Here is an 18,370-nt window from a genome sequence, read left to right as displayed (position 1 = left end):
GTTGCCTGAAGGCCCCATCGATACCATATTGCCCGCATGGCAATTCAGATTCGGACCTCGCTGGACGAGATCGACACCGGCGACGCCTATGTTCCGCACCGCCCTGCCCGCCCCGACAAGGTCGAGGGCGGCAAGCGATTCGAGCTGGTCAGCGACTATCAGCCGGCCGGAGACCAGCCGACCGCAATCCGCGAACTGGTCGATATGGCACTCGGCGGCGAGCGCGATCAGGTGCTGCTGGGCGTTACGGGTTCGGGCAAGACCTTCACCATGGCGAAGGTCATCGACGAGCTGCAGCGCCCGGCGCTGATCCTCGCCCCCAACAAGATCCTCGCGGCGCAGCTCTATGGCGAGTTCAAGAGCTTCTTCCCGAACAATGCGGTCGAATATTTCGTCAGCTATTACGATTATTACCAGCCCGAGGCCTATGTGCCGCGGTCGGACACCTACATCGAGAAGGAAAGCTCGGTGAACGAGGCGATCGACCGCATGCGCCACTCGGCGACGCGCGCGCTGCTTGAGCGCGACGACGTGATCATCGTTGCGTCGGTGTCGTGCCTCTATGGCATCGGATCGGTCGAGACCTATTCGGCGATGATCTTCGACCTCAAAAAAGGTCAGAGCGTCGACAATCGCGAGATCATCCGCAAACTGGTCGCGCTCCAGTACAAACGCAACGACCAGGCGTTCGCGCGCGGCAATTTCCGCGTGCGCGGCGACAGCCTGGAGATATTCCCGTCGCACTATGAAGATATGGCGTGGCGTGTCAGCTTCTTCGGCGACGAGATTGAGGAGATCACCGAGTTCGACCCGCTGACGGGCAAGAAGATCGCAAACCTCAATCATGTCCGCATTTACGCGAACAGCCACTATGTCACACCGGGCCCGACGCTGAAGCAGGCGAGCGAGGCGATCCGGCACGAGCTGACCGAACGGCTGAAGGAACTCGAAGCCGAGGGCCGCCTGCTCGAAGCGCAAAGGCTCGAACAGCGGACCAATTTCGATCTCGAGATGATCGCTGCCACCGGAAGCTGCGCGGGGATCGAGAATTACAGCCGCTTCCTGACCGGCCGCCTGCCCGGCGAGCCGCCGCCGACCTTGTTCGAATATCTGCCCGACAACGCCCTGCTCTTCGTCGACGAAAGCCACCAGACGATCCCGCAGATCGGCGCGATGTCGAAGGGCGATCACCGCCGCAAGATCACGCTCGCCGAATATGGTTTCCGCCTGCCCTCGTGTATCGACAACCGCCCGCTGCGTTTCGCCGAATGGGATTTGATGCGCCCGCAGACGGTGAGCGTTTCGGCGACGCCGGGAACGTGGGAGATGGACCGCACCCAAGGCGTCTTCGCCGAACAGGTGATCCGCCCCACCGGCCTCATCGATCCGCCGGTCATCATCAAGCCGGTCGAGGAACAGGTCGACGACCTGATCGCCGAAGCCAAGGCAACCGCGGCGGCGGGCTATCGCACGCTCGTTACCACGCTCACCAAGCGCATGGCCGAGGACCTCACCGAATTCCTCCACGAAGCGGGGCTCAAGGTCCGCTACATGCACAGCGATGTCGAGACGCTGGAGCGTATCGAGATCATTCGCGACTTGAGGCTCGGGGTGTTCGACGTGCTCGTCGGCATCAACCTGCTGCGCGAAGGCCTCGATATCCCCGAATGCGGGCTCGTCGCAATCCTCGACGCCGACAAGGAGGGGTTCCTGCGCAGCGAAACCTCGCTCGTCCAGACGATCGGCCGCGCCGCGCGCAACGTCGACGGCCGCGTCATCCTCTACGCCGACCGCATCACCGGCAGCATGGAACGCGCGATGCGCGAGACCGACCGCCGCCGCGAAAAGCAGGAAGCGTATAACGCCGAGCATGGCATCACCCCGACGACGATCAAGCGGAACATCGGCGACATCATCGCGCATGTCGCGTCGAAGGATCAGGTGACGATCGACATCGGCGAGGACAAGCCGGCGCACATGGTCGGTCACAACCTTCGCGCCTATATCGCCGACCTCGAAAAGAAGATGCGCGACGCCGCCGCTGATCTGGAGTTCGAGGAAGCCGGGCGTTTGCGCGACGAAATCCGCCGCCTCGAAGCCGACGAACTCGGGTTACCCGCCGACGAGCAGGTGGCGCCACGCGTCGGCCGCTCGAACGAGGGCAAGCCGGGCACGCGCAAGGGACGCTTCGGGAAGCAGAGCAAGACCAAGTGGGGGCGTTGAGCCGCGCTTCGACCAAAGCCCGTCTGTAACCGACAAGTAGCCTTGCCCCCTCCCCGCGCGCTGCATAGGGTCCGCGCGCAACTGGGGAGAATGATATGAAATCGGGTCTGTCGCTGATCGCGCTGGCGCTTGCCGTCGCAGTACCGTCGATCGCTTATGCCGAAGACGCCCCCGACAAGGCGAAGGCCGAGAAATCCGACGACATCATCCCTCAAGTCCACACGACGAAGCTGTCGGGCACCTTCGGCGGACAAAAGATCAGCTATGCCGCGACGATCGGTGAGACGATCATCAAGAACAAGGACGGCGTGCCCGAGGTGGCAGTCGTCACCACCGCCTATATCAAGGAACCCCGCGACCCGAACCGCCCGGTGACCTTCCTGTTCAACGGCGGCCCCGGGTCGGGCACCGTGTGGCTGATGATGGGCGCATTCGGGCCGAAGCGTGTCGCGATCCCCGGCACCGGGGTCGACGACGGCGCGCCGCCCTATCCGATCGTCGACAATCCCGACGCGCTGCTCGACGTGACCGACGTGGTCTTTATCGACCCGCCGGGCACCGGCTTCTCGCACCTGATCGGCAAGGCCGATCCCAAGGATTATTACGGGGTGACGCAGGACGCGAAGCTGGTCGCCGAAGTGATCCGGCTGTGGCTCAACAACAATGGCCGCTGGAACAGCCCGAAATTTCTCGGCGGCGAAAGCTATGGCACCACGCGTTCCGCGGCGGTCGCGAACCAGCTGATGAACGAGACCTACAACGACGTCGCGCTGAACGGCATCATCCTGATCTCGACCGTGCTCGATTTCGCGGCGGGCGCCGACACGCCGGGCAACGAGCTCAGCTACATCACCAACCTGCCGTCGATGGCGACGACCGCGCTCTATCACGGCAAGGCGACCGCGGCATCGCCCGAAGCCTTTGCCGAGGAAGCGCGGCAGTGGGCGATCGGTCCCTACGCCAGCGCGCTGCTCAAGGGGCAGAAGTTGCAGGGTGAGGAGCGTGCGGCGATCCGCCGCGAGCTGGCGCGCTTCACCGGGCTGTCGGAGACTTATCTGGAAAGCGCCGACCTTCGCGTGACGCCCGGCCGCTTCTACAAGGAACTGCTGCGCGATCGCGGCCTCACCATCGGACGCCTCGACAGCCGCTACACCGGCAAGGATTATGACAGCGCCGGCGAAGAGCCCGACAACGATCCGAGCTTCTATGGCATCGACGCGAGCTACACCGCCGCGATCAACAGCTGGAGCCGCGATACGCTGGGGTTCAAGACCGACCGCGAATATCAGTCGATCGGCGACGTAGGCCCCTGGGACTGGCGGATCGGCGGGCGCGACACCAACGCCTATATGAACGTCGCGCCCTATATCGGGCAGGCGCTACGCGAGAATTCGGGGCTGCGGGTGTTCGTCGGCCAGGGCTATTATGATTTCGCGACGCCGTTCTTCGCCGCCGAATATGCGCTGTCGCGCACGGGCATTCCGCAGGACCGGATCGAGTATAAATATTATGGCGCGGGGCACATGATGTACATCCGCGACGAGGATCGCCATAAATTGTCGCAGGACATCCGCGCCTTCATTCGCGGGCGGTAAGGACCGGCCGGTCTCGACCGAAGTCCGTCATCCCGGCGAAGGCCGGGATCTCTCCGGTGCTTCATGGCGATAGGGTGAGACCCCGGCCTTCGCCGGGGTGACGCTCAAATAGGGGACGGTCCCAAATCCACCCCTAACAGCCATGTTTACCGCAGCACGCCCCTCGCCTTCATCGCGCGCGCATAGAACAGCAGTGCGAGCAGGATCACCCAGATCGTGATGCTGACATAAAGCGGGACGTCACCAAGCGCCTTCTTGAACGCGTCACCATTCTGGACGAGCTGATACCAGGTCGTGCCGGCAAGCCCGGCGGCCGAGATGAGGAATGCGGTGATCGAATGGCGCGAACGGAACAGCAGCAGCAACGATCCGACGAAAGAGCCGAAGCCTCCGATCGCCCAACAGATGTTCGACCAGGCCGGCGCTCCAAGGATGAGCGCGCGCTGCGCCTCGTTATATTGCGACAGCCAACCCTCATTGTGCATGTTGGTTAGCGTAAAGTCGACGACCGGGAATGCGTTCCACAGCAGCGACAGACCACCGATCACCCACAGGTGCCACGGCGTTTTGACGGCATCGGTCATAAAACTCTCCCCCTCCAGAAAGATCAGGCGAAACTATCAGATTTCGCCCCGTTCAGCAATGACGTGATATAGTCGCGTAATACAGCAATGTTGCGATCGAAATAGCCGATGTCGCGGTAGGTGCGCGCCTGCATCACCGCGCCTTCCATCACGGTCAGCACGAACTCGCCGAGCGCCTTTCGGTCGGTTCCGTCGGAGAGCCGCTCGACGGCCGCGTCGAAACAGCCGGCGATCGCCGATGACCAGTTGCTGAAATTCGCCGCCATCAGTTCGCGGACCTGCGGATCGGGTTCGTGAATCTCGAGCGCGAGGCTGCCGATCGGGCAGCCATAGGTGCAGTCGGTAACGACCAGATGCGTGCGATAGCCCGCCAGCAGCGCAAAAATCCTGTCGATCGGATCGTCGACGCCCTGCCAGCTCGGGGCGAGCAGCATCTCGTCGATCCCGTCGCGATAGAGTTCGAGCACGCCGACGAGGACGTCCTGCTTGCCGGGAAAGAAATGATAGAGGCTGCCCGAATGGACCTGGCTGCGCGACAGGATGTCGGAGACCGAGGTCGAAAGATAGCCCTTCTCCCAGAAGAGCTCCATCGCCGTCATCAGGATCCGGTGACGCGTGTCGGCGGCATTCATTCGAGCCTCCAATCTTCTTGATTGATCGTTCAACCAAGCGAAAAAGTCAAGAGGCTTGGCAAGCGCCCGCCAAGTCCCGATATGCGCGGCATGTGCGTCGTCGCCCTTGCCCGGAATGCCCATCCCGACTGGCCGCTGATTCTGGTCGGCAACCGCGACGAGTTTCACGCGCGCCCGGCGGCAGCGCTCGCCGAATGGACCGACGGCAGCGGCATCGTGGCCGGCCGCGACCTGCAGGCGGGCGGAACGTGGCTGGGCGTCCACCGGCCAAGCGGCCGGGTCGTCGTCGTCACCAATGTACGCGGCGCGATGCCCGATCCGGCAAAGGAGTCGCGCGGCCAGCTGGTTCTGGACATGCTTCGCGGCGAAGGCCGCTTTGCGAATCCGCGCGAGACCGATCTCGATCGCTTCAACGCTTTCAACCTGTTCGCGGTCGACGGTGTCGCGCGGCTGCTGACCAACCGGCCGCAGCCGCTGATCGCGTCGCTGGGCGACGGCGTGCATGCGCTTGCCAACGAACCGGTCGATCAGCCCTGTCCGCGCGCGGAACGGCTGCGTGCGGCGCTGGCTGCTCTCGTGGAAGCGGAAGCAGACCCCGAAGGGTTGCTCGACACGCTCACCGCGGAAAGCGACCCGGCGCTGTTCCTGCTTGGCGATGTTTACGGCACGCGTGCCTCTACGCTGGTCGCGATCTCGGCGACAGGCGACGTGCATATGGTCGAACGCCGATACGAAGCGGGCGGCCGTCCCGCCGGAACGACCGCCCTGAATTTCCGTATCGGCTGACGCCCGGCGCTTATTTCGGCGCGAGCACCATCAGCATCTGGCGGCCTTCGGTACGCGGATGGGCTTCAACCTTCGCGATCTCCGCCGTCATTTCCGCAACGCGCTGAAGCACATTGAGGCCGAGCTGCGTGTGGCTCATCTCGCGGCCGCGGAAGCGCATGGTCATCTTGACCTTGTCGCCTTCGCCGAGGAAGTCGAAGACCTTCTTCATCTTCACGTCGAAATCATGATCGTCGATATTCGGACGCATCTTGATCTCTTTGATTTCCTGGGTCTTCTGGCTCTTGCGCGCCAGGTTCGCCTTTTTCTGGGCTTCGTATTTGAACTTGCCCACGTCGAGGAACTTGCACACCGGCGGATCGGCGTTCGGAGAGACCTCGACCAGGTCGAGCCCCACTTCGGCCGCCTGTTCGATCGCTTCGGCAGTCAGCATCACGCCCAGATTTTCGCCTTCCTCATCGATCACGCGGACCTTCGGGGAGGCGATGAATTCATTGTATCTAGGGCCGTTCTTGGGCGGCAGCGGCGCCATCGAGCGGCGGGTCATGGGCGGTGGTATAGCTGTATCTCCTGATCGTTCAAACAAGGCGCGCGGCATCGACGCCATAGACGCGCTTGATGCTCATATAGTGAACGCGACCGCGCCGTAAAGGCTGCGCGTGGCAGAAACATGACGCTTTTCGCCGCGCTGTGGCGGTTATGCCACTACCACTTCGTCGGCGCGGGATCGACGACGCGGAAGCCCCCTGCCCCGACCTCGCTCACCTCGAGCGCGCGCACCGCGATCCCGCGATTGTTGAAACGGAAGATGCCGTCGATGCCGCCGAAGCCGTCCTCCGCCAGCAAACGCCCGGCAGGAAAGGTCGTGCCGGGCTTCCACTCGCGCGCGATACGCACCGTCAGCAGCACCGAATCATAGCCAAGGCTGGCAAGGCGATACGGCGACTTGCCGAAGCGGGTCCGGTATTTGGCTGCAAGCTGACCATAGAGGCCGTCCGAAACGCTGGCGAACCAGGACCCGCGCATCGCCGCGTTGCCGCCGAGGGTCGCGTCGGTATTCCACAGCTCGGTGCCGAGTATCTGCCGGTTGCCGGTACCCTTGATCACCGGCACCGCGCGGACCGCATTGCCGCCCGAGTCCGCGATCAGCACCGCGTCCATCGCGCCGGCATTGGCGAGACGGCGGGCCGCTCCGGTAAGAGCGGTCGCGCTGCGATCATAGCTTTCGACCGCGACAAGCGTGCCGCCCGCAGCGGTTACCGCCGTGCGGAATGCCGCACTCGAGCGGTCGCCATAGACGGTCTTGGGAACGAGCGCGCCGAAGCGCTGATGTCCCTTGGCGCGCGCGAAGGCCACGACGCGCTCGACCGACTGGCCGGGGACGAAGCCCATGATGAAGACACCGTTGCCGGCAACGCTGCTGTCGTTCGAGAAGCTGAGGACCGGCACCTTCGCCTCGCGGGCGATCGGTGCGACCGCAGCGACATCCTCGCTGAGCAGCGGCCCGAGAATGAGCTTGTTGCCATCGGCCACCGCCTGCCGCGCCGCCGCAGCGGCCCCGAGCGCGGTGTCATAGGTCGTGATACGCACCTTTTCGGTCCGCGAATCGAGCAGCGCCATCGTCGTGGCGTTCGCGATCGCCATGCCGACGTCGGCGTTGGGGCCCGTCTGGGGCACGAGCAAGGCAACGCGGTGGCGATCGGTATCGGTCGGGAGACCAGGGCCTACATTGTCGGTCGTATCGGTCGGCGGCGGCGGCGTTGCCGGGCCGCTCGCCTTGGGCACCATCTGGCACGCGGCAAGCAGGCCCCCGAGGGCCAGCGTCGCCATCCCGCGCAGCATTCGGCGCCGCGACGACGCATTCGCTTGGCGCTCGGCAGCAGTTTCTGCCATTTTCGGCTTCATGCCGGATTCGACCATCTCAAAATCTCCCTTACCCGGTCTCTATATCGTCGCGACGCCCATCGGCAACCTCGGCGACATCAGTGCCCGGGCTGCCGCAACGCTCGCCTCCGCCGATATAATCGCGGCAGAGGACACGCGCGTGACCGCAAAGCTGCTGTCGCATCTGGGCTTGCGTGTTCCGATGACCCCCTATCACGACCATAGCGACGAACGCACCCGCGCGACTCTGGTTGCGCGAATGGCCGATGAAGTTGTCGTTTTGGTGTCGGATGCGGGCACACCGCTGATTTCCGACCCGGGATACAAGCTGGTGCGCGATGCGCGGGCCGCCGGCCGCCATGTCGCCACCCTGCCCGGCCCGTGCGCCGCGATCGCGGCAATCACGCTCTCGGGGTTGCCCAGCGACCGCTTCCTGTTCGCGGGCTTCCTGCCGAACAAGGCGAAGGCGCGTGCCGATACGATCGCCGAGTTCGCCGGATTGCGTGCGACATTGGTCTTTTATGAAAGCGGTCCCCGCCTTTCGGCTGCCCTCGGCGCGCTGGCCGACGGCCTTGGCAACCGCGAGGTTGCGGTCGCGCGCGAGATCAGCAAATTGTACGAGGAATGCGTGACCGGGACGCTGAGCGAGCTCTCGACGCGCTACGCCGATGCACCGCCCAAGGGCGAGATCGTCATCGTCGTCGCCCCTCCCGGCGAACAGCTTCCGGACGAGGCCGACGAGGCCACCGTTGATGCCGCGCTTCGCACCGCGATGGCCGACAAGCCCGTCGCGCAGGCCGCGAAGGCCGTCGCGAAGCAATATGGCCTCGACCGGCACGAGGTCTATGCCCGCGCGCTCGCGTTGAAAGCGCAGGATTGAGCCGCGCCGCCGCCGAAGCGCGCGGACGCAAGGCCGAACGGCGCGCGGCATGGTGGCTGCGCCTGCATGGCTGGCGCATCCTGGGGCAGCGGCAGCGCGTTGCGGCAGGCGAAGTCGATCTGGTTGCGCGGCGTGGCAGGACGCTCGCCTTTATCGAGGTGAAATGGCGCGACCGCCCCGAAGACCTCGACCTCGCGATCGACGCATGGCGCCTGCGCCGGGTCGCCGCTGCGGCAGAAATGCTCGCTCCGCGCTTTGCGCGGCCCACCGATGATATCCGCATCGACGTGATGCTGCTTGCGCCGGGGCGTTTGCCTCGCCATCTGGTCCACGTCTGGCAGCCATGACGGCGCCCAAGGAGAAGATCATGACCCTGCGTGCAGCCGTGCAAATGGACCCGATGGACGGGATCAATATCAATGGCGACAGCAGCTTCCACCTGATCCTGAAGGCGCTCGAACGCGGCTACGAACTCTATCACTACGACGTCCGCGGCCTGACGTGGGAGGCCGGGCGGCTGACCACCAGGGCGCACCGCATCATCGAGGCGAAACGCGAGGCGGGCGATCACTACAGGTTCGGCGACGCGGTCACGCTCGACCTCGGCCGCGACATCGACGTCGTGCTGATGCGGCAGGATCCGCCGTTCGATCTCGGCTATCTGACCGGCACCTGGCTGCTCGAGCGGCTCGCGGGCCAGACGCTCGTCGTCAACGATCCGGTATCGGTGCGCAATGCGCCCGAAAAGGTCTTCGTGCTCGACTTCCCCGAGTTCATGCCGCCGACGATGGTGACGCGCGATCTCGACGCGGTGAAGGATTTCCAGAGCCGCCACGGCGCCGTCGTGATCAAGCCGCTCCACGGCAACGGCGGCAAGGCGGTGTTCCGCATCGACGCCGACGGCAGCAACCTCGGCGCGCTGGTCGAGCTTTTCGGACAAGTGTGGCCCGAACCCTTCATGGTCCAGCAGTTCCTGCCGAGCGTCAGCAAGGGCGACAAGCGCATCGTCCTTGTCGACGGTGAGGTCGCGGGCGCGATCAACCGCAAGCCCGGCGAAGGGGAGTTCCGCTCGAACCTCGCGGTCGGCGGCTATGCAGAGGCGACCGAACTGACCCCGCGCGAGCAGGAGATTTGCGACATCCTCGGCCCCGCGCTCAAGGAACGCGGCCTGCTGTTCGTCGGCATCGATGTGATCGGGGGCGAATGGCTGACCGAGATCAACGTCACCTCACCGACCGGAATCGTCGCGATCGATCGCTTCAACAACAGCGACACCGCAGGCATGATCTGGGACGCGATCCTGCGACGCATCGGATAAGGCGCTCGCTGCGTTTCCTGTCCCATGACCGACTTCATTCTCGATCTGATCCAGGGCTGGGGCTATCTCGGCATCTTCGTGCTGATGTTCCTCGAGAATGTCTTTCCGCCGATCCCGTCCGAGGTGATCATGGGGCTCGGCGGTATCGCCGTCTCGCAGGGGCGCTTCGATTTCTGGACCCTGATCGCGGTTGCCGTTGCGGGTACGACCGCGGGTAATTGGGTCTGGTACGCGATCGGGCGCTGGATCGGCTACGAGCGGTTGAAGCCCTTTATCGATCGCCATGGCCGCTGGCTGACGCTCGACTGGGCCGAGGTCGAGCGGCTGCATGCCTTCTTCGTGAAATACGGCCCCGCGATCGTGTTCGCGGCGCGCTTCATGCCCGTGGCGCGGACGATGGTGTCGCTGCCGGCGGGCATGGTGCGGATGAATCAGGCGAAGTTCCTGCTCTGGACCGCAGCGGGTTCGACGATCTGGATCGCCGCGCTGGCCGGTGCGGGGAGCTGGTTCGGGAGCCGTTTCGCCAATCTCGACGCCTTCGTCGGACCCGTTGCACTGATCGCGATCGGGTCGCTGGTGCTGATCTATATCTGGCGCGTGTTTACGTGGAAGCCGAGCGACTAGGCGCGCGGGTGCGCGCTGCGATAGATGTCCAGAAGATGCGCAGCGTCGACCGCGGTGTAGACCTGGGTTGAGGCAAGGCTCGCGTGGCCGAGCAGTTCCTGCAGGCTGCGAAGGTCGGCGCCGCCCGCAAGCAAATGCGTCGCGAAGCTATGACGTAGCGCATGCGGCGTCGTGCGTTCGGGCAGGCCCAGCGCACGCCGCGCGGAACGGACGCTGGCGCGGACGACGCCGGGCTGGAGCAGCCCGCCTCGGGCGCCAAGGAAGAGCGGCGTTTCCTTGGCGATCGGCCACGGACACGCTTCGACATAGCGCGCCACTGCTGAAGCAACGGCAGGCAGGATCGGGACGATACGCGTCTTGTTCCGCTTGCCGGTAACGCGCAGCGTGTCGCCGAGCGGTAGCGCTGCGCCGGTGAGCCCCAGCGCCTCGCCGATGCGAAGACCGGCGCCATAGAGCAGCAGCAGCAGCGCGAAATCGCGCGCACCGACCCAGCCTTCGCGGGCATTGTCCTCGACATCCTGTGCCAGTTGGAGCGCCTCGGCGGGCGCAACGGGGCGCGGCAACCCTTTCTTGACCCGCGGCCCGCGCATCTGCGGCACGCTCGCGTTCGATCCGCCAACGAAGCGCAGGAAGGTCCGCAGCGCCGACAGTTCACGCGCCGCCGAAGCGTTGCCCAATCCTTCGGCGCGACGGTCGGCAAGATAGGAGCGCAGGTCGTTGGGGGTCAGCGATTTCAGCAACCGCGCATCGATCGCACCTCCACGATGATGCGACAGGAAGGCGCAGAAACGCTCGGCGGTCGCGATATAGGCGCGGCGCGTATGCTCCGACCGGCGCTTCTCGTGCGCCAGATGAGCATCCCAGTCGCGGATCAATCCGTCAGCCAACATCCATTCCGTACCTCTAATCCCGTTCGTGTCGAGCGAAGTCGAGACACCCCGAAAGCAGGCGCGAGTCCGAGGGGCATCTCGACTTCGCTCGATGCGAACGGGGTTGAGGAGAGTTAGTGGGTTTTGACCACCTCGGAAAGGATCGAGTCGAGCAGCAATATGCCGTCGTCGGTCACCGCGAGCCGGTTACCACTTTGCACCAGCAATCCCTGCCCCGACAGCCGTTCGACCGCGCCATCATCGACGAAAGCTTCTCGCCCCAGCCCGCTGCGCGCCTCGATACGCGCCAGATCGATGCCTTCGGTGAGCCGCAGCCCCATCAGCATCGCTTCGGTCGCGCGTTCGTGCGCAGGAAGATCGGTTTCGACCTTCAGCCCGTGCCCGTTACGCCCGACCGCAGCGATGAAATTCTCGGGCTTTTTGTGCCGCTCGGTCGCCTGCATCAGGCGGCGGCCGTGGGCGCCGGGCCCAATCCCCGCATAGTCGCCGTAGCGCCAGTAGCTCAGATTGTGCCGGCTCTCGTCGCCCGGCCGCGCATGGTTCGACACCTCGTAGCGAGGCAGCCCGGCGCTGCGCGTGATTGCCTGCGTCGCGTCGAACAGGTCCGCGGCGGTATCGCCATCGGGAATGACGAGATCGCCCTTCGCAGCAAGCGTCGCGAAACGCGTGCCGGGCTCGATGGTGAGCTGATAGAGCGAGAGGTGCCCGGTTCCGAACGCCAGCGCGTCACTCAGCTCGGTCTCCCATTGCTCAAGCGTCTGTCCCGGCCGCGCATAGATCAGATCGAAACTGACGCGCGCGAAATACTCCTGCGCCGCCGCAATCGCGCGCCGCGCCTCGTCGCCACTGTGCGCGCGGCCGAGGAAGTGCAGGATTTGAGCGTCGAAGCTCTGGACGCCGATCGACACGCGATTGACCCCGGCCGATGCAAGCGCTGCAAAGTTGGCGACTTCGACCGAATTGGGGTTCGCCTCGAGCGTGATCTCGCAATCGCTCGCGAGGCCCCACGCATCGTCCGCCGCCGCGATCACCGCCGCGACGGTCTCGGGCGGCATCAGGCTGGGCGTGCCGCCGCCGAAGAAAATCGACGACACCGGACGGTCCGCCAGCAGCGCCGCCTCATGGCGAAGATCGGCGAGCAACGCGGCACGCCACGCCGCCTGATCGACGCTCTCGCGCACATGGCTGTTGAAGTCGCAATAGGGGCATTTGCTGACGCAGAACGGCCAATGGACATAAAGGGCGAGCGGTTCGGCCATGCGCGGCGATATAGTCACTTTTCAGCGATTGTCTGCATGGCTAGGCTCGCTTCGGAGGCTCGCCATGGATATCGCCAATCAGGATTTCATCCAGCTGGTCAAACGCACGCGCGAGAAATTCGGCGTCAGCATCGACGGCGCGCATGACCTGATCTTTGCCGACGAGGAAATGCGCAGGCTCATTGCTCGCCGGATCAACCATGATCCCGAGTGCCAGAAACAGGCACTGCGCGACATGCGCGACAAAGGCGATAGTTCGCGCTTCGTCGAGATCGAAGGCAAAATCAGGTTTCGCGCCTGACGATTCGAGCGCTTAGAACGCGCCCGCCACCAGCTTGGCAAACGCATCGGCCCGGTGGCTGATCGCATGCTTCTCGGCCGGGTCGATTTCCGCGAAAGTCACTGTGTTACCGGCCGGAACAAATACCGGATCATAGCCGAAACCCATCGTCCCGCGCGGCGGCCAGGTCAGGCTGCCCTCGGCCTTGCCCTCGAACACCTCGGCATGGCCGTCGGGCCACGCCAATGCGAGGGTGCAGACGAAGCGTGCGCTGCGGTCGACAGAGGGGCCTTGCTCGGCGAGCAGTCCCTCGACCTTTCCCATCGCCATATACCAGTCGCGGCCTTCTTCGCCCTCGAACCACTGCCGCTCGGCCCAGTCGGCGGTGTAGACGCCGGGACGGCCGCCAAGCGCCGTGACTTCGAGCCCGCTGTCATCGGCGAGCGCCGGCAGGCCGGCGGCCGAAGCGCTCGCATGCGCCTTCAGCAACGCATTTTCGACGAAGGTCGTCCCCGTCTCCTCGGGCTCGGGCAGGCCAAGGTCGCCCGCCGACACGGGCTCGATCCCATAGGGTTCGAGCAGCGCGCGGATTTCGCGCACCTTGCCCGCATTATGGCTCGCGATGACGAGCTTGCCGGGGGCGAGCTTGCGCGTCACCTCAGCGGCCCACCGCCTTCGCCTGCGCCGCGAAGATGTCGGTGCAGCCGATGCGCGCGAGACGGAGCAGGCGCAGCAGTCCTTCCTCGTCATAGGTCGCACCCTCGGCGCTCGCCTGCACTTCGACGATCTGGCCCTTGCCTGTCAGCACGAAATTGCCGTCCGCCTCGGCGACCGAATCCTCGTCATAATCGAGGTCGAGCACCGGCGTGCCTTTGTAGATGCCGCACGAGATCGCGGCGACGCTGTCCTCGATCGGATCGGCCGTGAGCGCACCCGACGCGATCAGCTTGTCGACCGCGAGGCGCAGCGCGACCCACGCACCGCTGATCGACGCGGTGCGCGTGCCGCCGTCGGCCTGGATCACGTCGCAGTCGATGACGATCTGGCGCTCGCCAAGCTTCGCCATGTCGACGACGGCGCGCAAGCTGCGGCCGATAAGCCGCTGGATTTCCTGTGTGCGGCCTGACTGTTTGCCCTTCGCCGCCTCGCGGCTGCCGCGGGTGTGCGTCGCGCGGGGCAGCATGCCATATTCGGCCGTCACCCAGCCCTGACCCTTGCCGCGCAGGAAGGGCGGCACCTTTTCCTCGACGCTGGCGGTCACCAGCACCTTGGTGTTGCCGAAGCTGACGAGGACGCTGCCCTCGGCATGGATGGTGAAATTGGTTTCGATGCCGATCGACCGCATCTGGTCGGGGGCGCGGCCGGAGGGGCGCATGGTTCATTCTCCTGTGGCTGTATGCAGGCGCGCTTAGCGAGGCGACGAATGATTGGCCAGAAAAAGCTCTGGCGCGTCGATGTCGGTCTTCTAAACTCGATTCATGCGCGCCAGTTCGATCATCACGGTGGTTACCGCCCTCTTCGTCTCCATCGGAGTAACCTTGGCAAGCAGCTTGACGGCCGGCAGCGGCACAAACAACCTCAATGACTTCGATACGATCTATTATGTCCGCAACGTCGAACATGGCCAATTGTCGGTGTTCGGCGATTGCCCATTGGGCCGCGAGATCGCCATCGAGCGCACCGGCAAGGTCCGGATCAGTTGGTATGCCCAGCAACCGGAGCATCACGGATGCATGCGTGCCATCGACTTGGCCGGCAGTGACGATGATGAAAAGCAATGGGAAGAGCCGGTTATTGCACGTGCCGAGATCATGCTTGGGAAAGCTGATCTGCGCCTATTGCTGGACCGGCTGAACAGATTGCGATGGGAAACCGATTGGCAGGAGCCGAAGAACATGAGTCTTTCGTTCACGACCGACTGCGAACAGAGAACAAACTCCTTCTCCGATCGAGTTTTGGCCGTGGCAAAACCAGGGCCGGAAGTTGCCAATCTTTGGGTGTATGGCGAAGAAGTGCGCTCATTTGGCGACGCCAAGTGCACGGCGAATGAGACCGCCAATGCTGCCATACTCGATGCATCAGTCGCGCCGTTCGTCTCGCTTCTGCCGGCGCGATATCATCTGCGCCCCGCCGTGGCAGAACGGCTTTATCGCAATCCCTGAAGCTAATTATTCAAGCGCATACGGAAGAAATCGAGGATTTCGTCGCGCGCCTGCCGTGTCGGCTGGCCTTCCTCGTCGATCAGGTGGAGCGTCACCACGCTGTGCGGGTTCTTCATCGGGCTGTCGGGGTTCGCATGCTCGTCGGCGAGAACGCGGCCGATGAAGCGGTCTCCAAGGGCATTTTCATAGGCCTCGAAACGCGCCGCCTTGCAGAATTTGTCGCCCTCGAAGCGATAGGCGAGAACGGTCAGGTCTTCGGCCTCCATCCGCGCCTTCACCGCTGCCAGTTCGTCGGGCGCGATGTGCATGCCGGCCGGATCGTTGATCGGCAGCGATGGCTGCGACAGCACCGGCGCGAGCACCGCGGGTTCGAGCATCATCGACAGCGCGAAATTTCCGGTGAAGCACATGCCGATCGCGCCGACGCCCTTGCCGCCGCATTCCTGATGCGCGAGCGCCGCGAGCGCGCGGAGCCACCGGACCGCGGGTGAGCTTTCATTGGCCTGAAAGGCGCGGAACTGGCGGCTGATGCATCCGCCGATCATCGTGAACAACGCGCCGGGCATACGCGGCACCGCTCCGTCCTTGCCGAAGATATGCGGCATGTAGACGGTGAAGCCCGCGTCGCGGACCCAGCGGGCGAAGCGCGCAACATGCGGGCTGATGCCCGGCATTTCGGTCATCACGATGACGGCGGGGCCGCTGCCCGTCACATAGACGAGCCGGTCGTGGCCGAGCAGGCTGATATGGCGATGCTCGAAATCGTCGAGCGGGTCGTCGACGTTGAGTGGTCGGTCGGTCATGCTTATCTCCCCGGGGATGGAGATTAGGCAGAAGTTCGGCCAATTGGCATCCTCTTTTCGTCATCCCCGCGAGGGCGGGAATCCAGCTTCTTCACTGCACTTTCCCGAAAGCTGGATCCCCGCCTTCGCGGGGATGACGATTTAGCGAACGCTTGCCCCTTCCCCTCCCCGTCCCTAAATCCTTCGCATGACCACCCTGCCGATCACCGAACTGACGACACGCGCGCGCGATGTGTTCCGGCTGGTCGTCGACGCCTATCTGGAGACCGGGCAGCCGGTCGGGTCGCGCACGCTCTCGAAGCTGGCGACGCTGAACCTGTCGCCCGCATCGATCCGCAACGTCATGCAGGACCTCGAAGAATTCGGCCTGCTCGCCAGCCCGCACACCAGCGCGGGCCGTCTGCCGACCGAACAGGGGCTGCGCCTGTTCGTCGATGGCATGATGCAGGTTGCCGAGCCGAGTGCCGAGGATCGCGCACAGATCGAGGCGAGCCTTGTCGAAGGCGGCCCGATCGAAAGCGCGCTTGCGCAGGCGACCGCCGCGCTGTCAGGCCTGTCGGCGTGCGCGGGCCTCGTCCTCGTTCCCAAGCATGAGCGGGTCCTGAAACAGCTCGCCTTCGTGCCGTTGTCGGCGAACCAGTCGCTCGTCGTGCTCGTCGCGGGCGACGGGACGGTCGAGAACCGCGTGATCGAGATTCCGCCGGGGCTAAACCCGTCGGCGCTGGTCGAAGCGGGCAATTACATCTCCGCGACGTTGTCGGGCCTGACGCTCACCGAAGCGATGGCGCGCGTCCGCCGTGAGATCGAGGCCGAGCGGATCGCGATCGACCGCGCGGCGCAGGACCTCGTCAGCCGCGGGCTCGCAGTCTGGTCGTCCGACGGTGCCGACCGGCCGGTGCTGATCGTGCGCGGACAGGCCAATCTGCTCGACGAGAGCGCGGTCGGCGATCTCGACCGTGTGCGCCAGCTGCTCGACGAGCTCGAAACCAAGCAGGAAATCGCCGGGCTGCTCGACAGCGCGCGCGAAGGCACCGCGACCCGCATTTTCATCGGCTCGGAGAATAAATTATTCTCGCTTTCGGGCTCGTCCGTGATAGCGGCGCCCTATCGCGGATCGGACGGGCGCGTCGTCGGCGTGGTCGGGGTGATCGGCCCCACGCGCTTGAACTATGCCCGGATCGTTCCCATGGTGGATTTCACCGCACAATCGCTCTCAAGACTGATACGATAGGTTTATGACGAATATCGAAAATGACACGCCCGTCGACGACGGCGCGACCGAAGAAGCGGCCGCGGCCGTAGCCACCGAAGCGCAGGACGAGACGGCGAAGCTCGCCGAGCAGATCGCTGCGCTGCAACAGGACCTGCTCTATGCGCGCGCCGAGACGCAGAATGTCACGCGCCGCAAGGACAAGGAAATCGCCGACGCGCACGCCTATGCGTCGACCAAATTCGCACGCGATATCCTGTCGGTTGCCGACAATCTCGGCCGCGCGCTCGCCGCGCTGACCGCCGAGCAGCGCGAGGACGCGGCGATCAAGCCGCTGATCACCGGACTCGAAGCGACCGAGCGCGAACTGCTGAGCGTGTTCGAACGCAACGGCATCACCCGCATCGCCGCGATCGGCCTGCCGCTCGACCCGAACCAGCATCAGGCGATGCTCGAAATCCCGAGCGACAAGGCACCCGGCACGATCGTGCAGGAAATGCAGGCGGGTTACATGATGAAGGACCGCCTGCTGCGCCCCGCGATGGTGGGCGTGGCGAAGAAAGCGGACTGACACAGTCGTGAGCCCCGGCGAAAGCCGGGGTCCATACTCATCCGATCAAATCTGGTTTTGAGAAGCTTTGGGCCCCGGCTTTCGCCGGGGTTCACGGAGAGCGTCAGGCGGCTTTGCGCAGCTTCGCCAATTTCTTCAGCACCATCTCGCGCTTCAGCCGCGACAGATGGTCGATGAAGAGGATGCCCTCCAGATGGTCGTGCTCGTGCTGGATGCACGTCGCCATCAGGCCGGTCATGCGTTCCTTGTGGTGCTTGCCGTCCTCGTCCTGCCAGTCGACGGTGACCTCGGCGGGGCGCGTCACTTCGGCATATTGCTCGGGGACCGACAGGCAGCCCTCCTGATAGACGCTATGCTCCTCGCTCTCGTCGGAGAAGACGGGGTTGATGAAGACGCGCGGTTCGCGGATCAGCGCCTTGCCCTCTTCATCCTCGGGATCGGGTTCCTGCAGGTCGATGACGAGAATGCGCTTCGGCACCCCGACCTGGATCGCGGCAAGCCCGATGCCGGGCGCGTCGTACATCGTCTCGAACATGTCGGCGACCAGCGTCTTCAGCTCGGCGTCGAAGGTCTCGACGGGCTTCGAAATGACGCGCAGCCGGGGATCCGGGGTCTCTATGATAGGTAGGATGGCCATGGGTGCGAGGTATGATCGCCGGCGCGTCGGGT

The 18,370-nt window shown here is 64.5% G+C and carries 21 protein-coding genes; 11 read left to right on the top strand and 10 right to left on the bottom strand.

What is annotated here, in order from left to right:
* Positions 1-36 precede the first annotated feature (36 nt).
* Positions 37-2,223, top strand: coding sequence for an excinuclease ABC subunit UvrB (gene uvrB, locus L7H23_RS17830; protein WP_237837207.1), 2,187 nt, complete (start codon positions 37-39; stop codon positions 2,221-2,223).
* A 95-nt stretch (positions 2,224-2,318) separates the two neighbouring features.
* The gene (locus L7H23_RS17825) at positions 2,319-3,818 is read left to right on the top strand and encodes a peptidase S10 (protein ID WP_237837206.1); all 1,500 of its coding nucleotides are present in this window, start codon (positions 2,319-2,321) and stop codon (positions 3,816-3,818) included.
* A gap of 146 nt (positions 3,819-3,964) precedes the next feature.
* Here L7H23_RS17825 and L7H23_RS17820 read toward each other — a convergent pair whose 3' ends face one another.
* Complete coding sequence (locus L7H23_RS17820) at positions 3,965-4,402, bottom strand: hypothetical protein (protein WP_237837205.1); 438 nt, start codon at positions 4,400-4,402, stop codon at positions 3,965-3,967.
* A 23-nt stretch (positions 4,403-4,425) separates the two neighbouring features.
* Positions 4,426-5,034, bottom strand: coding sequence for a TetR/AcrR family transcriptional regulator (locus L7H23_RS17815; RefSeq protein ID WP_237837204.1), 609 nt, complete (start codon positions 5,032-5,034; stop codon positions 4,426-4,428).
* A gap of 90 nt (positions 5,035-5,124) precedes the next feature.
* On the opposite strand from L7H23_RS17815, the gene L7H23_RS17810 reads away from it, so the two are divergent.
* Positions 5,125-5,820, top strand: coding sequence for an NRDE family protein (locus tag L7H23_RS17810; protein WP_237837203.1), 696 nt, complete (start codon positions 5,125-5,127; stop codon positions 5,818-5,820).
* A 10-nt stretch (positions 5,821-5,830) separates the two neighbouring features.
* On the opposite strand, the gene infC is transcribed toward L7H23_RS17810, so the two are convergent.
* Positions 5,831-6,367 carry a translation initiation factor IF-3 gene (gene infC, locus L7H23_RS17805; RefSeq protein ID WP_237837202.1) on the bottom strand — a complete coding sequence of 179 codons (537 nt, stop codon included), beginning with the start codon at positions 6,365-6,367 and terminating at the stop codon, positions 5,831-5,833.
* Between the two features lie 158 nt (positions 6,368-6,525).
* Positions 6,526-7,650 carry a penicillin-binding protein activator gene (locus tag L7H23_RS17800; RefSeq protein ID WP_237837201.1) on the bottom strand — a complete coding sequence of 375 codons (1,125 nt, stop codon included), beginning with the start codon at positions 7,648-7,650 and terminating at the stop codon, positions 6,526-6,528.
* 73 nt (positions 7,651-7,723) lie between these two features.
* Here L7H23_RS17800 and rsmI point away from each other — a divergent pair, with 73 nt between their 5' ends.
* Genes rsmI through L7H23_RS17780 form a run of 4 tightly spaced genes read left to right on the top strand, consistent with a single transcriptional unit; the run spans position 7,724 to position 10,526 of the window.
* Positions 7,724-8,584 carry a 16S rRNA (cytidine(1402)-2'-O)-methyltransferase gene (rsmI, locus tag L7H23_RS17795; protein ID WP_237837200.1) on the top strand — a complete coding sequence of 287 codons (861 nt, stop codon included), beginning with the start codon at positions 7,724-7,726 and terminating at the stop codon, positions 8,582-8,584.
* Complete coding sequence (locus L7H23_RS17790) at positions 8,581-8,931, top strand: YraN family protein (RefSeq protein ID WP_237837199.1); 351 nt, start codon at positions 8,581-8,583, stop codon at positions 8,929-8,931. The genes rsmI and L7H23_RS17790 overlap by 4 nt, the downstream gene beginning before the upstream one ends.
* A gap of 20 nt (positions 8,932-8,951) precedes the next feature.
* A complete protein-coding gene (gene gshB / locus L7H23_RS17785) occupies positions 8,952-9,902 on the top strand; it encodes a glutathione synthase (protein WP_237837198.1) in 951 nt (316 codons plus the stop codon).
* Positions 9,903-9,926: 24 nt separating this feature from the next.
* Positions 9,927-10,526, top strand: a complete 600-nt coding sequence (locus L7H23_RS17780) for a DedA family protein (RefSeq protein WP_237837197.1) — start codon at positions 9,927-9,929, stop codon at positions 10,524-10,526.
* On the opposite strand, the gene L7H23_RS17775 is transcribed toward L7H23_RS17780, so the two are convergent.
* Together L7H23_RS17775 and hemW are read right to left on the bottom strand one after the other, a co-directional pair.
* Positions 10,523-11,416 (bottom strand): tyrosine recombinase XerC, encoded by an 894-nt coding sequence (locus L7H23_RS17775; RefSeq protein ID WP_237837196.1) that lies wholly within the window; start codon positions 11,414-11,416, stop codon positions 10,523-10,525. The two genes, L7H23_RS17780 and L7H23_RS17775, sit on opposite strands and share 4 nt — an antisense overlap.
* A gap of 113 nt (positions 11,417-11,529) precedes the next feature.
* Complete coding sequence (hemW, locus tag L7H23_RS17770) at positions 11,530-12,675, bottom strand: radical SAM family heme chaperone HemW (RefSeq protein WP_237837195.1); 1,146 nt, start codon at positions 12,673-12,675, stop codon at positions 11,530-11,532.
* On the opposite strand from hemW, the gene L7H23_RS17765 reads away from it, so the two are divergent.
* The gene (locus L7H23_RS17765; protein WP_237837194.1) at positions 12,674-12,976 is read left to right on the top strand and encodes a hypothetical protein; all 303 of its coding nucleotides are present in this window, start codon (positions 12,674-12,676) and stop codon (positions 12,974-12,976) included. The two genes, hemW and L7H23_RS17765, sit on opposite strands and share 2 nt — an antisense overlap.
* A gap of 12 nt (positions 12,977-12,988) precedes the next feature.
* Here the strand turns inward: L7H23_RS17765 and rdgB are convergent, their stop codons facing one another.
* Both rdgB and rph read right to left on the bottom strand, forming a co-directional pair.
* Positions 12,989-13,612, bottom strand: a complete 624-nt coding sequence (gene rdgB / locus L7H23_RS17760; protein ID WP_237837193.1) for an RdgB/HAM1 family non-canonical purine NTP pyrophosphatase — start codon at positions 13,610-13,612, stop codon at positions 12,989-12,991.
* 1 nt (position 13,613) lies between these two features.
* Positions 13,614-14,330, bottom strand: a complete 717-nt coding sequence (rph, locus tag L7H23_RS17755; RefSeq protein ID WP_237837192.1) for a ribonuclease PH — start codon at positions 14,328-14,330, stop codon at positions 13,614-13,616.
* Between the two features lie 103 nt (positions 14,331-14,433).
* On the opposite strand from rph, the gene L7H23_RS17750 reads away from it, so the two are divergent.
* Positions 14,434-15,117, top strand: a complete 684-nt coding sequence (locus L7H23_RS17750) for a hypothetical protein (RefSeq protein ID WP_237837191.1) — start codon at positions 14,434-14,436, stop codon at positions 15,115-15,117.
* 2 nt (positions 15,118-15,119) lie between these two features.
* Here L7H23_RS17750 and L7H23_RS17745 read toward each other — a convergent pair whose 3' ends face one another.
* Positions 15,120-15,920, bottom strand: coding sequence for a dienelactone hydrolase family protein (locus L7H23_RS17745; protein ID WP_237837190.1), 801 nt, complete (start codon positions 15,918-15,920; stop codon positions 15,120-15,122).
* A gap of 187 nt (positions 15,921-16,107) precedes the next feature.
* Between L7H23_RS17745 and hrcA the strand changes: the two genes are divergently transcribed.
* Both hrcA and grpE read left to right on the top strand, forming a co-directional pair.
* Complete coding sequence (gene hrcA / locus L7H23_RS17740) at positions 16,108-17,151, top strand: heat-inducible transcriptional repressor HrcA (protein ID WP_237837189.1); 1,044 nt, start codon at positions 16,108-16,110, stop codon at positions 17,149-17,151.
* A gap of 4 nt (positions 17,152-17,155) precedes the next feature.
* Positions 17,156-17,701, top strand: coding sequence for a nucleotide exchange factor GrpE (grpE, locus tag L7H23_RS17735; protein ID WP_237837188.1), 546 nt, complete (start codon positions 17,156-17,158; stop codon positions 17,699-17,701).
* Between the two features lie 103 nt (positions 17,702-17,804).
* Here grpE and def read toward each other — a convergent pair whose 3' ends face one another.
* Complete coding sequence (gene def / locus L7H23_RS17730) at positions 17,805-18,338, bottom strand: peptide deformylase (protein ID WP_237837187.1); 534 nt, start codon at positions 18,336-18,338, stop codon at positions 17,805-17,807.
* Positions 18,339-18,370 lie beyond the last annotated feature (32 nt).

It is taken from the genome of Sphingopyxis sp. BSN-002 (assembly GCF_022024275.1).
Lineage (GTDB): Bacteria > Pseudomonadota > Alphaproteobacteria > Sphingomonadales > Sphingomonadaceae > Sphingopyxis.
The sequence above is the reverse complement of the archived record's forward strand: the minus strand, read 5'-3'. Positions and strand labels throughout refer to the sequence as shown.

Excerpts from the sequence above, each read along its gene's own strand:
- rsmI (WP_237837200.1), top strand. The coding sequence starts at position 7,724 with ATGCCGGATTCGACCATCTCAAAATCTCCCTTACCCGGTCTCTATATC.
- L7H23_RS17820 (WP_237837205.1), bottom strand. The coding sequence starts at position 4,402 with ATGACCGATGCCGTCAAAACGCCGTGGCACCTGTGGGTGATCGGTGGT.
- uvrB (WP_237837207.1), top strand. The coding sequence starts at position 37 with ATGGCAATTCAGATTCGGACCTCGCTGGACGAGATCGACACCGGCGAC.
- infC (WP_237837202.1), bottom strand. The coding sequence starts at position 6,367 with ATGACCCGCCGCTCGATGGCGCCGCTGCCGCCCAAGAACGGCCCTAGA.
- L7H23_RS17810 (WP_237837203.1), top strand. The coding sequence starts at position 5,125 with ATGTGCGTCGTCGCCCTTGCCCGGAATGCCCATCCCGACTGGCCGCTG.
- L7H23_RS17800 (WP_237837201.1), bottom strand. The coding sequence starts at position 7,650 with ATGGCGACGCTGGCCCTCGGGGGCCTGCTTGCCGCGTGCCAGATGGTG.
- hrcA (WP_237837189.1), top strand. The coding sequence starts at position 16,108 with ATGACCACCCTGCCGATCACCGAACTGACGACACGCGCGCGCGATGTG.
- L7H23_RS17775 (WP_237837196.1), bottom strand. The coding sequence starts at position 11,416 with ATGTTGGCTGACGGATTGATCCGCGACTGGGATGCTCATCTGGCGCAC.
- grpE (WP_237837188.1), top strand. The coding sequence starts at position 17,156 with ATGACGAATATCGAAAATGACACGCCCGTCGACGACGGCGCGACCGAA.
- gshB (WP_237837198.1), top strand. The coding sequence starts at position 8,952 with ATGACCCTGCGTGCAGCCGTGCAAATGGACCCGATGGACGGGATCAAT.
- L7H23_RS17765 (WP_237837194.1), top strand. The coding sequence starts at position 12,674 with ATGCGCGGCGATATAGTCACTTTTCAGCGATTGTCTGCATGGCTAGGC.
- def (WP_237837187.1), bottom strand. The coding sequence starts at position 18,338 with ATGGCCATCCTACCTATCATAGAGACCCCGGATCCCCGGCTGCGCGTC.
- L7H23_RS17815 (WP_237837204.1), bottom strand. The coding sequence starts at position 5,034 with ATGAATGCCGCCGACACGCGTCACCGGATCCTGATGACGGCGATGGAG.
- hemW (WP_237837195.1), bottom strand. The coding sequence starts at position 12,675 with ATGGCCGAACCGCTCGCCCTTTATGTCCATTGGCCGTTCTGCGTCAGC.
- L7H23_RS17780 (WP_237837197.1), top strand. The coding sequence starts at position 9,927 with ATGACCGACTTCATTCTCGATCTGATCCAGGGCTGGGGCTATCTCGGC.
- L7H23_RS17750 (WP_237837191.1), top strand. The coding sequence starts at position 14,434 with ATGCGCGCCAGTTCGATCATCACGGTGGTTACCGCCCTCTTCGTCTCC.
- L7H23_RS17825 (WP_237837206.1), top strand. The coding sequence starts at position 2,319 with ATGAAATCGGGTCTGTCGCTGATCGCGCTGGCGCTTGCCGTCGCAGTA.
- rph (WP_237837192.1), bottom strand. The coding sequence starts at position 14,330 with ATGCGCCCCTCCGGCCGCGCCCCCGACCAGATGCGGTCGATCGGCATC.
- L7H23_RS17745 (WP_237837190.1), bottom strand. The coding sequence starts at position 15,920 with ATGACCGACCGACCACTCAACGTCGACGACCCGCTCGACGATTTCGAG.